10 protein-coding genes are annotated in these 12,661 nt (G+C 69.6%); 3 read left to right on the forward strand and 7 right to left on the reverse strand.

The features are described 5' to 3' along the window. From gspE to gbpA, 4 genes are all read right to left on the reverse strand, one after another. A complete protein-coding gene (gspE, locus tag DMX10_RS12015; protein ID WP_111261280.1) occupies positions 1–1,470 on the reverse strand; it encodes a type II secretion system ATPase GspE in 1,470 nt (489 codons plus the stop codon). After that, positions 1,467–3,365, reverse strand: a complete 1,899-nt coding sequence (gene gspD, locus DMX10_RS12020) for a type II secretion system secretin GspD (RefSeq protein ID WP_111261281.1) — start codon at positions 3,363–3,365, stop codon at positions 1,467–1,469. Before gspD ends, gspE begins: the two co-directional genes overlap by 4 nt. Beyond that, positions 3,362–3,886, reverse strand: coding sequence for a type II secretion system protein N (locus tag DMX10_RS12025; protein ID WP_111261282.1), 525 nt, complete (start codon positions 3,884–3,886; stop codon positions 3,362–3,364). Before DMX10_RS12025 ends, gspD begins: the two co-directional genes overlap by 4 nt. Before the next feature lie 105 nt (positions 3,887–3,991). After that, positions 3,992–5,533: an N-acetylglucosamine-binding protein GbpA gene (gene gbpA / locus DMX10_RS12030; protein WP_111261283.1), complete on the reverse strand. Its 1,542-nt coding sequence runs from the start codon at positions 5,531–5,533 to the stop codon at positions 3,992–3,994. Between the two features lie 293 nt (positions 5,534–5,826). Here gbpA and DMX10_RS12035 point away from each other — a divergent pair, with 293 nt between their 5' ends. Beyond that, on the forward strand, positions 5,827–7,593 hold the full coding sequence (locus DMX10_RS12035) for a bifunctional diguanylate cyclase/phosphodiesterase (RefSeq protein WP_111261284.1): 1,767 nt from the start codon (positions 5,827–5,829) through the stop codon (positions 7,591–7,593). A gap of 40 nt (positions 7,594–7,633) precedes the next feature. Here the strand turns inward: DMX10_RS12035 and DMX10_RS32780 are convergent, their stop codons facing one another. Both DMX10_RS32780 and DMX10_RS12040 read right to left on the reverse strand, forming a co-directional pair. Next, complete coding sequence (locus DMX10_RS32780) at positions 7,634–7,921, reverse strand: hypothetical protein (protein WP_158545597.1); 288 nt, start codon at positions 7,919–7,921, stop codon at positions 7,634–7,636. A gap of 255 nt (positions 7,922–8,176) precedes the next feature. Beyond that, positions 8,177–8,926, reverse strand: coding sequence for a TerC family protein (locus DMX10_RS12040; protein WP_111261285.1), 750 nt, complete (start codon positions 8,924–8,926; stop codon positions 8,177–8,179). A gap of 242 nt (positions 8,927–9,168) precedes the next feature. On the opposite strand from DMX10_RS12040, the gene DMX10_RS12045 reads away from it, so the two are divergent. Together DMX10_RS12045 and DMX10_RS12050 are read left to right on the forward strand one after the other, a co-directional pair. Continuing rightward, complete coding sequence (locus tag DMX10_RS12045) at positions 9,169–10,119, forward strand: GlxA family transcriptional regulator (protein ID WP_111261286.1); 951 nt, start codon at positions 9,169–9,171, stop codon at positions 10,117–10,119. Positions 10,120–10,298: 179 nt separating this feature from the next. Continuing rightward, complete coding sequence (locus DMX10_RS12050; RefSeq protein ID WP_111261287.1) at positions 10,299–11,801, forward strand: winged helix-turn-helix domain-containing protein; 1,503 nt, start codon at positions 10,299–10,301, stop codon at positions 11,799–11,801. Between the two features lie 391 nt (positions 11,802–12,192). On the opposite strand, the gene DMX10_RS12055 is transcribed toward DMX10_RS12050, so the two are convergent. Next, positions 12,193–12,582, reverse strand: a complete 390-nt coding sequence (locus DMX10_RS12055; RefSeq protein WP_111261293.1) for a helix-turn-helix domain-containing protein — start codon at positions 12,580–12,582, stop codon at positions 12,193–12,195. Positions 12,583–12,661 lie beyond the last annotated feature (79 nt).

A 12,661-nucleotide genomic window follows, 5' to 3' on the forward strand; every position in this document is an offset into this window, starting at 1 on the left:
TCAGTCCTCCCGGGTCACGCGCAGCAGCTCGTCGAGGCTGGTGACACCGGCCAGCACCTTGTCGCGGCCGTCCATGAACAGGCTCGGGCCATGGCGGCGGGCGTGGCGGGTCAGCTCGGCTTCGCCTGCACCCTGGTGGATCAGCTGGCGCAGCGCCTCGTCCAGCAGCACCAGTTCGTAGAGCCCCTGGCGGCCGCGATAGCCGCTGTGCTGGCAGGCGGGGCAGCCCACCGCATGCCACAGCGGGGGCGGCGTGGCCGGGTCCAGCCCCAGGTGGGTGCAGGCGGCGGCGTCGGCCGGGTGCTGCGCCTTGCAGTGCGGGCAGAGCGCGCGCACCAGGCGCTGGGCCAGCACGCCGACCAGCGAGGTGCACAGCAGGAAGGGTTCGACGCCCATGTCCACCAGGCGCGTGACCGCGCCCACGGCGCTGTTGGTGTGCAGGGTGGAGAGCACCAGGTGGCCGGTGAGGGAGGCCTGCACGGCGATCTCGGCGGTCTCGCGGTCGCGGATCTCGCCGACCATCACCACGTCCGGGTCCTGGCGCAGGATGGCGCGCAGGCCGCGGGCGAAGGTCATGTCGACCTTGGTGTTGACCTGGGTCTGGCCGATGCCGGGCAGGTGGTATTCCACCGGGTCCTCGATGGTCAGGACGTTGCGGCTGGCGCTGTCGAGGCTGGCGAGCCCGGCGTAGAGCGTGGTGGTCTTGCCCGAGCCGGTGGGGCCGGTGACCAGGAGGATGCCGTGGGGCCGGGCCAGGGCGCCTTCCAGGCGGGCGCGGGTGCCGTCGTCCATGCCCAGGCGGGCGAGGTCGAGGCGCCCGGCCTGCTTGTCCAGCAGGCGCATCACCACGCGCTCGCCGTGGGCGGAGGGCAGGGTGGAGACGCGCACGTCGACCTCGTGGCCGGCGATGCGCAGGGCGATGCGGCCGTCCTGGGGGATGCGCTTCTCGGCGATGTCCAGGCGCGCCATGACCTTGATCCGCGACACCAGCAGGCCCGCCAGTTCGCGACGCGGCCGGAGGATCTCGCGCAGCAGGCCGTCCACCCGCATGCGCACCGAGAGGTGCCGCTCGAAGGTCTCCAGGTGCACGTCCGAGGCGCGGGCCTTCACCGCTTCGCCGAGGATGGCGTTGATCAGGCGGATGATCGGTGCGTCGTCCTCCTGCTCCATCAGGTCGGTGGTCTGCGGCAGCTGCTCGGCGAGGCTGGCCAGGTCGTCGTGCCCGGCCATCTGCTCGTCGAGGCCCTCGGCCACCTGCTGGGCATCGCCCTGGCCATCCTGGTAGCAGAGCGCCAGGCGCTCGGCGAAGGCCTCGGCGTCCAGCACCTGGCAATGGCTGGGCTCGCCGTGCTGGCGGCGCACCTCGGTGACGATCGCCAGCGCCGTGTCGACGCGGCACAGCAGTTGCCCGGCATCCAGCAGCACGCCGTGGCGACGGGCATAGGCGAAGGGCAGGCGCGCGCTGCTCATCGGTCGGTGCCCCGGCGCAGGTCGAGTGCGGGTTCGGCGTCGATCTCGAACAGTTGGCGCGGCTCGCTTGGCAGCAGCAGCCGGTTGGCGGCCGGATCGTTGGCGCGCAGCCGGCGCAGGCCGTCGTAGCGGCGCTGGCCCAGGTCTTCGGCGGAGGCGCTGTTGCGCAGCAGGGTGGGGCGCAGGAAGACCATCAGGTTGGTCTTCTCCACCACTTCCTTGGAGGAGCGGAACAGCGCACCCAGCAGCGGGATGTCGCCCAGCAGCGGCACCTTGCTGACCTGGACCCTGGCGTTGTCCTTGATCAGGCCGCCGATGACGATGATCTGCCCGTCGTCGGCGAGGATGGTGCTCTTCACCGAGCGCTTGTTGGTGATCACGTCGCTGGTGGCGATGCCCGCCGGCGCGGCGGCCAGCTCGGAGCTCTCCTGCTCCACCTTCAGGCGCAGGGTGTCGCCCTCGTTGATGTGCGGGGTGACCTTGAGGGTGATGCCGATGTCGCGGCGTTCCACCGTGGTGAAGGGGTTGGAGGCGCCTGCGCTGTCGGTGGTGTAGGAGCCGGTCTGGAAGGGCACGTTCTGGCCGACGAGGATCTCCGCCGCCTCGTTGTCCAGGGTCAGCAGGCTGGGGGTGGAGAGCAGGTTGTTGTTGGAGTCGCTGGAGAGCGCGCTGATCAGGGCACCGAAGTCGCGGCTGCCGATGCCGATCAGGGTGCCGTCGGGCAGGGCCGGGCGCTTGCCGCCCTCGGCCCCGGCGATCACCGAGCCGATGGCCAGGCCGCTGCCGCCGAACTGCACGGCGCCGGCGATGTCGCCGCCACGCCCGGCCCATTGCACGCCCAGGGCCTGGTTGATGTCGCCGCTGACTTCGACGATCGCCGCTTCCACCAGCACCTGGGCGCGTGGACGATCGAGCTGGGCGATGATGCCGTCGAGCATGGCCAGCTGGGCGGGCTCGGCCATCAGTACCAGGGCGTTCTGGCTTTCGTCGGCGCTGATGAGGATGGAGCCGGCCTGGCCTTCCTTGCCGCCGCGCCCGACTTCGAGGCGCTTGCCGATGCCGCTGAGCAGCTCGGCCATGAGCTTGGCGTCGCTGTGGTGCAGGCGCAGCACGCGGGTGCCGTCGCTGGCGTCGCCCGGTACGTCCAGGGTCCGCGCCAGGCGTGCCATCTGGGCGCGGGCGGGCTCGGGGCCGATGAGGATCAGGCGGTTGCTGCGGGCATCCGCCACGGCCTTGGCCGAGGGCGCGCCGGAGCCGGCCTGGGCGACGCTTTCGCTGAGGGTGGCGGCCAGGTCGCTGGCCCAGGCGTGGCGCAGGGACAGCGTGCTGAAGGCGCGCTGGCCGGAGGCGTCCAGCTCGGCGACCACCTGGCGGATGCGCTCGACGTTGCTGGCGCTGTCGGTCACCACCAGGGCGTTGGCGGTGGTGGAGGGCGCGACATAGGCGTCGGTGGCCACCAGCGGGCGGACCACCGCGGCCACTTCGGCGGCGCTGGCGTTGCGCAGCGGCAGCACCTGGGTCACCACCGCCTCGCCGGCGCTGCCGTCGTGTTCGCTGGCGCGGGTCTTGGCGTCGGCGACCGGGACGATGAGCACGCGGTCGCCCTGCTCCAGTGCGGCGAAGCCCTGGCTGCGCAGGACGCTGAGGAACAGGGCGTAGATGCCGGCCTGGTCCAGGGCGGCAGCCGATTGCACGGTGACCTTCCCGCTCATGCGCGGGTCCAGGACCATGGTCTTGCCGGTGATCGCACCGACTTCGCTGACCAGGTCGCGCAGGTCGGCGTCCTTCATGTTGAGGGTCCACTGGCGCTGCTCGTCCTTGGCGGCGTATGCGGCGAGGGGGCAGAGCAGGGTGCCGAGCATCAGCAGGGCGCGGGTGGTGCGGGTGAGGTTCATGGCGTCGTCTCGGGCGAGGGCGCTGGCGCGGCCAGGGGCACCAGCAGGGTTTCGGCGGGGCGGGCGAAGCCCAGGCGCTGTTCGCGGCCATTGCGCAGGATGAGCACGTGGTCGGCCTCGACGCTGCGCAGCAGGGCGCCGCCGGGCAGGCGCTCGCCGGGGCGGTGGAAGGCGCTGCCGCCGGGGGAGGCGATCAGCGCGCGGGAATCGTCGGGGTGCTCGGCACGCAGGCTGGCGAGCAGGGTCAGGAGCATGCCGGGGTCTTCTTGCTCATGGGCGTCCGGCTGCGGCGGCATGGCGCCGAACATCAGGGCGATGGCGGTGGCATCCAGGCTCGGCGCCTGCATGGCGGTCGGCAGTGGCGGCCGGGTCGGCGGTGTGTCGGCCTGGGCACGCAGGGCCTGGTGGTAGTCGCCGCTGCCCAGGCCCAGCCAGGCCAGCCAGGCGCACAGCAGCAGCGCGGCCAGGCCGTGCAGGGCCCGGGGCGGCAGCGCGCGCGGCAGGGTGGGGATGAGCGTCATGGCGGCGGTTCCGTCGGGGACGGGAACGGCCCGGCGGCTCCTGGCCGTCGGGCGTTCCGGTTCATCGGGGTGGGGGCTCGGGCGATGGCCCGGCCCCCGGTCGGGTTACTTGCGGTCCCAGGCCATGTTCCAGTGGGAACCCTTGCCCGGTTCGAACTGGTTCGAGCTCGGGGTCCACTGCTTGCAGTAGCCGCTGGCGGGGAAGGGCTTGCACTGGTAGACGTTGCCGTCCTTGGCCAGCACGGTGGTGCCGGCCTTGTAGCCGGCCATGCCGTCCGGGAAGACGAAGTCGTACTTGGCGTTGCCCGGGTTTTCGCCTTCACCCGGGTTCTCGCCACCGTTACCCGGTTCGGCGATCAGGCTGAAGCTGTGGGTCTGCTGCAGCAGCTCGCCCTTCTTCGGCGTGGCCACGACCACCAGGTCGTGCTTGCCGGCTTCGGCCTTCAGCAGCGGGATGTGGAAGTGCGGGGTGTTGCCCGGTGCGGCTTCCTGGTGGGCGACGGTTTCACCCTTGGCGTTGAGCACCGTGGCCTTGACCTGGTACTCGCCACCCTGGGCGATGGCGTTGAAGTGCAGGTCGGCCTTGCCATCCTTGATCTGGTAGCTGTCCTGCAGGCCGGTCAGGCCCAGGGAGCCCGGTACGCTCGGCTGGTCTTTCTGCACTTCGACGCGCACGACCTTGCTGTCGGCCTTCACGTGGATGCCGTTACGGCCGTAGTTGGGCACGACGTCGCCGGTGGTGTTCAGCTCGCCCAGCTTGTAGCCGAGGTCGGCGGCGTTGACCTTCTGCGCCAGCAGGAAGGGCCAGTTGTTGGCCTGGGCCTGGTTGGCGTTCTCGATCTTCAGCGAAATGCTGTTGAGCTGGCCGGTCTTGGCGAAGGCGCGCAGGGTCACGGTGTCGCCGACGCTGAGGGGCTCGGGCTGCACGGCGCCGATCTGGTTCCATTCCGGTGCCGGCGGGGTGGTGCCGCCGTTGCCGGCGCCATCGTTGTCGATGTTGACGTCGACCGCCTGGTAGAAGGTGGCGTCGGTGTCGCCGATGCGCCAGGTGGCGAGGATCACGTGGTAGCCGCTGCGGTCAGCGGGGATGTTCAGGCGGTGGGTGCTGGAGCCCTGGGAGACAGGCTTGGCATGACCGCTGGTGGCGAAGTCCTCGTGCAGCAGCGGGGCGGCTTCGAAGGAGGCGCGGGTCAGCGGCTGGTTGGGGTTCCAGTCCTTCTTGGTGATGTAGAACTGCCAGTAGGCGGTGGCGTGGCCGGCGGTGTACTTCCAGCGGAAGTCCTGCAGGCCGGGCTTGATGGTGGTCTTGTGCCAGCGGGTGGCGGTCTGCTCGTTCAGCGGGCTGTAGGAGTTGTGGCCGCCGGCGGCGATGGTGCCATCGGCCGGGCCGCATTCACGGAAGGTGCCGCCGCACCATTTGCCGCCGAAGTGGTTCTGCGCGTCGGGGCGGTATTCCACGCTTTGCGGTTCCCACTGGATGGAGCCGCAGTTGGCGTTGAGGTTGCCGCCGCCCATGCTGCACATCAGCGAGCGGGATTTCGGGCTCTCGATGTAGCCATGGGAGAAGGCTTGCTGGGATGCCAGGGTGGCGAGGCCGACCGCGAGGGCCAGGGGCAGCTTGCGCAGGGTGCGCTTGGAAATGCTCATCGAAGTACCTTTCTGAGAGGGGTTCAAAATGGGCGCTCCGATATCGCTGCCTGTTGCAGGCAGGCCCGCCGCGACAGGTTGGCAGCGATATCTGGAGCGGATTCAGGATGCCTCCGGGGAGGTTCCTGTCCCATCGGACGAGTCCGAGAATGGCCTTGTGAATACGCGGGGGGTTGGGCGCGGCCAGGCGACGTCGATTTCGACGTCCGGGGCGGCGCCACGGCGATCGGGCTGCTTGAATCAAAGGTCGTCGAGGGCTGTCAGAGCCAAGGGTCCAGTCGCCGGGAGGACATATGGACGTAACCCCTCTCCCCCCCAATGAAACCGAACGCCAGAACAGGGTCCGCGCGCTGCGGCCGCTGGAAAATCGACAGGACGAGGTCTTCGAGAAGCTGGTGCAGATGGCCACCGAATATTTCGAGGTGCCCATCGCGCTGGTCTCGATAATCGATGACAACCGCCAGTGGTTCTGCGCCAGGGTGGGCCTGGCCGTGAGCGAGACGCCCCGGCGTGACGCCTTCTGCGCCCAGGCGGTGATGTCGGAGCAGTTGTTCCAGGTCACCGATGCGCGCCTGGACGAGCGCTTTTGCGACAACCCGCTGGTCACCGGCGAGCCCGGCATCCGCTTCTACGCCAGCGTGCCGCTGCTCACCGAGGAGCGCCTGGCCCTGGGCAGCTTCTGCATCATCGACAGCGAGCCGCGCCCGCCGCTGTCGGCGCGCGATGCCGCCATGCTGGAGTCCCTCGCGGAACTGGCGATGCTGCGCCTGCGCAACATCCGCGAGGCCACCTTCATCGACCCGCCCACCGGCCTGTACAACCGCCTGCGCCTGGAGGAGGACGTGGAGGGGGCGCTGTGCGCGGGCCAGCGCATCACCGTGGTCGCGGCCGACATGATCGCGCCGGCCTTCCTCAACGACATCGTCAAGGTGCTCGGCTACCCCTTCTCGGCGGCGTTGATGCTGCTGATCAAGACCCGTCTGCAGCAGGCGCTGCCGGAGGGGCACCTGCTCTACAAGATCAGCCCCACGCGCTTTGGCTTCATCGTCCACGGCGCCCGGCGCGAGGCCGTGGAGAGGCTCTCCCACCGCCTCGCCGACGTCTTCTCGGCGCCCATCGAGTGCGAGGGCATCCCGCTGCAGATCCGCTTCGGCGCCGGCATCCTCGATCTCGATCCGCAGATGGACAATCGCGACTGGCTGCGCCTGCTGGTGAGCTCGGCCGACAACGCCCGCGAAAGCGGGGTGCGCTGGCGCCACTACGAAGCGGGCCTGGACCATGCCCAGCAGCGCGCCTTCCTGCTGCTGTCGTCGCTGTCCAGGGCGGTGCACGCCGAGGACCAGCTGCGTCTGGAGTACCAGCCCCGTGTCGACCTGCTCAGTGGCCGCCTGGTCGGGGTCGAGGGGCTGCTGCGCTGGCGCCACCCGCAACTGGGGGGCATCAGCCCGGCGGAATTCATCCCCCTGGCCGAGCGCACCGCGCTGATCCGCCCGCTGAGCCTGTGGGTGGCCGAGCGGGCCATCGTGCAGGCCAGCCAATGGCAGCGGCAGGGCCGGGGCTGGAAGGTGTCGATCAACGTCTCGGCCAGCGACATGGACGATGCCGATTTCGTCGACCGCATCATCGCCCTGGTGCGCAGCTATCGGATCGACCCGGCGGGCCTGGAGCTGGAGTTCACCGAGAGCGTGCTGATGAAGAACCCCGAGGAGGTGCGGCGCAACCTGCTGCGCCTGCGCGCGGAGGGCATGGAGCTCGCCATCGACGACTTCGGCACCGGCTACAGCAACTGGTCCTACCTGCGCGACCTGCCGGCCAGCGCGGTGAAGCTGGACCAGTCCTTCATGCGCAACGTGCAGACCGAGCTGCGCGACCAGCGGGTGGTGGGCGCGGTGATCCAGCTCGCGCGGCAGTTGGGCTACCGCGTGGTGGCCGAGGGCGTGGAGACCGAGGAGCTGTACCGCCTGATGCAGTGGTGGGGCTGCGACGAGGTGCAGGGCTACTACGTGGCCCGACCGATGTCACCGGAGCAGCTGGAGGCGTGGCACCGCTCGCGCAGCTGACCCGGGCCGGCAAGGGCCCGGGCAGGCTGGAGCGGGGCGTTCAGGACAGGGCGGGCTGGCCTTCGGTGGCCGGGCCGGCCTGGGCGAGGATGAAGGCCTGGGGGACCAGCGGGTGCAGCGCGGCATCGGTCTCGTGGCGCACGGCTTCGGCTTCGTCCAGCAGGTGACGCCAGGTTTCCGCATCCAGCCCGGCGAAGTCGCGCAGGGCGTTGATGTAGCCCTGGGCCACGCCGAAACGGTAGGCGAGGGTGCGTCCATCAGCGGCGTTGCGCATGTGCTGCAGCCGTTCGCGGGCTTGGGACAGGGCCAGTTGAGGGGAAATATTCATCGAAGTTCGACTCCTTCGTAACGATATGGCGCTTCGATCGCCACCTGGCGCATCGATACGATGTTGATCTCATATCTATATGAAGGGTTCAGGTCAGTTTCGCGGTTTTTGCAGCGAACAGGGCGGATGGGGGCGGTTTCATCCGCGAAAGGCATCGCGAATGAATTCGCTCCCACCGGGCCCGGTGCCTATCGGGCTACGGTGCTGTCCTGGGCAACGGAAATCGCCCCTCTCCCGCAGGAGAGGGGCGGTGCGTCACGCCTGCGGCTGTGCCTTGCGACGGGCGCGGCGGGACAGCATGTTGAGCGCTTCGATGGCGGCGGAGAAGGCCATGGCGGCGTAGATGTAGCCCTTGGGCACATGGGCACCGAAGCCTTCGGCGATCAGCGTCATGCCGATCATGATCAAGAAGCCCAGGGCCAGCATCACCACGGTGGGGTTGTCGTTGATGAAGCGCGCCAGCGGGTCGGCGGCCAGCAGCATCACGGTGACGGCGGCGATCACGGCGATGACCATGATCGGCACGTGCTCGGTCATGCCCACGGCGGTGATGATGCTGTCGATGGAGAACACCAGGTCCAGCAGCAGGATCTGCACGATCGCCGAGCTGAAGCCGATGGCGGCGACCTGCTTGCCGACGAACAGGTCGCCTTCGGGGGCCGGGTCCACCGAGTGGCGGATCTCCGTGGTGGCCTTCCACAAGAGGAACAGGCCGCCGGCGATGAGGATCATGTCCTTCCACGAGAACGCATGGTCGAACACCTCGAACACCGGATGCACCAGCTGGACGATCCAGGCCACCGTGCCGAGCAGGCCCAGGCGCAGGACCAGCGCCATGCCGATGCCCAGGCGGCGGGCCTTGGCGCGCTGGTGCTCGGGCAGCTTGTTGGTGAGGATCGAGATGAAGATCAGGTTGTCGATGCCGAGCACCACTTCCATGACGACCAGGGTGGCCAGGGCGATCCAGGCGGTGGGACTCGACACGAGTTGCAGGAGGTAATCCACGTCGTTTATCCGAAGATTCAGGGAGGCGCCATTCTGGAGATTCGACCGACCGGCGGCGATGTGGGAATAGCAACAAGTCTTTTCAGCTTGGCTGCGAACACGCCCGCAGCGGCTGCTTCCGACGGGCGGTAGGCCGGGGCATCCGCTTGCGCGCCCGCGCCACTGGCAATTGTTCGCAGACAGCCTCCCGGTGCCTGTTCATACTGCACATCTCCACTTCCCCGGACGACTCCGACCGCTGCATGAAGACCGTTGCCATCCTCCTTTTTCCCGACCTGCTGATGCTCGATGTCGCAGGCCCCATGGACGTCTTTTCCATCGCCAACCGCTACCTGCCGCCGGAGCAGGCCTATCGCATCGTCACCCTCGCCTATGGGGAGCGCAGCGTGCGGGCTTCCAACGGCCTGGCGATGCAGGCCGACCACCTGATCGAGGCGGTCGAGCCGGATTTCGACCTGCTGCTGGTGCCTGGCGGCCCCGGCGCCTACAACGAGAGCCATGGCGCACTGGTGCCCTGGCTCAACCGCGCGGCGCAGGCCTCGCGGCGCTACGGCTCGATCTGCACCGGCGCCTTCATCCTCGCCGAGGCCGGTCTGCTCGACGGCCGCCGGGTCACCACCCATTGGCATTACATCGAGCGCCTGGCGCGGCGCTGTCCGGGTGCTGTGATCGAGACGGACCACATCTATATCCGCGACGGCAAGCTGCTCACCTCCGGTGGCGTCACCGCCGGCATCGATTTGGCACTGGGCGTGGTCGCCGAGGACCATGGGCGCAAGCTGGCGCTGGACGTGGCCAAGGTGCTGCTGGTGGTGATGCAGCGCCAGGGTGGGCAGGCGCAGTTCAGCCCGCTGGCGGCCGGCGTGGTGGGCGACGACTCGCCGATCGCGCGGGTGCAGAGCCATGTGCTGGAGCACCTGGAGGAGCCCTTCAGCATCGAGCGCATGGCCGCCCTGGCGGCGATGAGCCCCCGGCACTTCTCCCGCGTGTTCGCCCGCGAGGTGAAGATGACGCCCATGGAGTTTCTCCAGGGCGCGCGCCTGGACCGCGCCCGCAGCCTGCTGGAAACCTGCGACCTGCCCCTGAAGACCGTGGCCTACCGCAGCGGTTTCGGCAGCGTGCGGCACATGCGCGTGCTGTTCGCCGAGAAGCTCGGGCTCAGCCCCGCGCAGTACCGCCGGCAGTTCAGCTAGCAGGCTCGTGTCCGTCCTGGGCACCGCCTTGGCCGTCTCGTTCCCCCCGCCGTGATTGTTCCTTCACACCAGGCTGGGATGATGGGAAGCATTCTCGTAAGGAGGGTGCACGGGCCCGGATCGGGGCCCTGCAGGCAGTTCGCAGGGCGAGTCCATTGGGTCGTCGGCACGACAGCGACATGAACAACCCCACCATCTTCCCGGATGACCCCGTCCTGTGCTTCGGCACGTTCCGGTTCCACGTCCAGCGTCGCCTGTTGCTCGAGGGCGAACGCCCGCTGCACCTGGGCAGCCGTGCCCTGGACATCCTCCAGCTGCTGCTGGAGAACGCCGGTCACCTGGTCGGCAAGGACTGCATCATCGCCCGCGTCTGGCCCACCACAGTGGTCGAGGAGAGCAACCTGCGGGTGCATATCGCCGCCTTGCGTCGGGCCCTGGGCGACGGGCGTGACGGACGCCGCTTCATCGCCAACGTGCCGCAGCGCGGCTACTGCTTCGTCGCCCCGGTGAGTTGCGAAGGCGGGGTGCCGGCTGCGGCCCCGGGGGCATGGCCGGCGCACAACCTGCCGGTTCGGCTGACCCGCATCGAGGGCCGCGATGCGCTGGTGGGGGCCCTGGTGCGCGAGGTGCCGCAGCGGCGCTTCTTCACCCTGGCCGGCCCCGGCGGCGTGGGCAAGACCACCGTCGCGCTGCGCGTCGCCGAGCTGTTGCTGGAGCACTACGCGGACGGGGCGCACCTCATCGACCTGGCCGATTGCAGGGCGGACGGCGTGGCCCGCCACGTGGCCGCGACGCTCGGCCTCCAGGGCCCGGGGGCGGACCCTGTCGCCGATATCGGCCGGCAACTGTGCGGCCGTCATGCACTGCTGGTGCTGGACAATTGCGAGCACCTGCCCGACGCCGCGGCACTGCTGGCCGAGGGGCTGCTGCGCCGCGCGCCGCGCCTGTCGATCCTGGCCACCAGCCGCGAGCCGCTGCTGGCCGAAGGCGAGTTCGTCCAGCGCCTGGCGGGCCTGTCGGTGCCGCCCGCGCCGGGCGAATGCTCCGTGGAGCAAGCCCTGGGCTGCGCTGCCATCCGCCTGTTCGTCAGCCGTGCCCGCGCCCGCCAGGATGGCTTCCGCCTGCGCCCGGGTGACGTGCCGCTGGTGAGCGAGATCTGCCGCCGCCTCGACGGCCTGCCGCTGGCCATCGAACTGGCCGCGGCCCAGGTGGACAGCCTGGGCCTCGACGGATTGCAACGGCTGCTCGATGGCCCGTTCCAGCAGCTCTCCCACGCGCGCCGCACGGCGGTGCCCCGGCACCAGAGCCTGAGGGCCAGCCTGGATTGGAGCTATGACCTGCTGACTGCGCGGGAGCGCGTCGTGCTGCAGCGCCTGGCGCTGTTCAGGCAGGCCTTCACCTTCGACGGCGCCGCGCGGGTCATCGCCTGCGAGCGCATCAGCGAAACGCGGCTGTACGAGACCATCAGCCATCTGGTGGCGAAATCCCTGCTGCTGGCGGAGCCGGAGGAGGAGCAGGTGCGCTACCGCCTGCTGGAAACCACCCGGGCCTATGCCCTGGACAAGCTGCGCGATGGCGGCGAGCGGCTGGAGCTGCACCACCCGCGCACCCCTGAATGGCGCCAGGCGCTGCCGCTGCCCAGCCTCTGGCGCGGCGCGCCGATGCAAGGCGTGCCCCATTGAACCGGTAGGTTGGGCTGAGGTACGAAGCCCAACGCAACAGCGCCGAACCCCGCACCCCTGGGCCTCGCTGCGCTCGGCGCCAACCTGCGGCGCCGTGCCCAACCCGGATCACGGTGCCCATCGGCGTGGGTGGATGACGCTCCCTTCATCCACCAGGCGCTGCCGCCAGGGGCACCCTGTCAGGGCAGCTTGGCGACTGCAGTCGCCCCTGCATAGGTCGCGGGCCAGCCTGTAGTCCGCGTGCAACCCAGCGCTTGTGGCGATGGGTTTCGCTGCGCTCTACGCCACCCTACGGTGCCGATCCAACCCCCCGGTGCTGACCCAGGGGGCGGGTGGATGGCGCATCCGGCCACTGGCAGCCCGGTGCCCGCAGCGGCGCCAACCTGTGGCATCAATCGCCGATCAGCCGCCAGTTCATCGGGTTGACCCCCTCGGCGCGGGTGAACAGGCGGGAGAAGTGGGCCTGGTCGTAGAAGCCACATTCGAGGCTGATACGGGTGAGGCTGAGGTCGGAGTTGCGGATCAGTTCCTTGGCGCGGGCCAGGCGTTGCCGGCGCAGCCAGTCCTGGGGCGTCATGCCGGTGGTGCATTTGAAGGCGCGGGCGAAGTGGCTGCGCGAGAGGGCGCAGGCTTCGGCCAGGCGGGCGACCGGGATGCCCTCGGCGAGGTGGGTGAGGATCATCTGCTTGGCCAGGCGCTCGCGCCAGGGGGCGAGGCCGCCGCAGGCACCGGGCTCGGCCTGGTCGTATCCGCAGGTGCTGTCGTGGTGAAGACTGGCCATGGCGATCATCCCGGTTCGCGTTCGATTCCGTGGCCGGATGGCCACGGGCGGTCAGCGGATTGTTCGGGAGGGCGGGGCA

The organism is Pseudomonas sp. 57B-090624, from assembly GCF_003234055.1.
In the GTDB taxonomy this organism is placed as follows: Bacteria; Pseudomonadota; Gammaproteobacteria; order Pseudomonadales; family Pseudomonadaceae; genus Metapseudomonas; species Metapseudomonas tohonis.

Coding starts and splice junctions, on each gene's coding strand:
- gbpA (WP_111261283.1), bottom strand. CDS start 5,533: ATGAGCATTTCCAAGCGCACCCTGCGCAAGCTGCCCCTGGCCCTCGCG.
- DMX10_RS12025 (WP_111261282.1), bottom strand. CDS start 3,886: ATGACGCTCATCCCCACCCTGCCGCGCGCGCTGCCGCCCCGGGCCCTG.
- gspD (WP_111261281.1), bottom strand. CDS start 3,365: ATGAACCTCACCCGCACCACCCGCGCCCTGCTGATGCTCGGCACCCTG.
- DMX10_RS12035 (WP_111261284.1), top strand. CDS start 5,827: ATGGACGTAACCCCTCTCCCCCCCAATGAAACCGAACGCCAGAACAGG.
- DMX10_RS32780 (WP_158545597.1), bottom strand. CDS start 7,921: ATGAATATTTCCCCTCAACTGGCCCTGTCCCAAGCCCGCGAACGGCTG.
- DMX10_RS12050 (WP_111261287.1), top strand. CDS start 10,299: ATGAACAACCCCACCATCTTCCCGGATGACCCCGTCCTGTGCTTCGGC.
- DMX10_RS12055 (WP_111261293.1), bottom strand. CDS start 12,582: ATGGCCAGTCTTCACCACGACAGCACCTGCGGATACGACCAGGCCGAG.
- DMX10_RS12045 (WP_111261286.1), top strand. CDS start 9,169: ATGAAGACCGTTGCCATCCTCCTTTTTCCCGACCTGCTGATGCTCGAT.
- gspE (WP_111261280.1), bottom strand. CDS start 1,470: ATGAGCAGCGCGCGCCTGCCCTTCGCCTATGCCCGTCGCCACGGCGTG.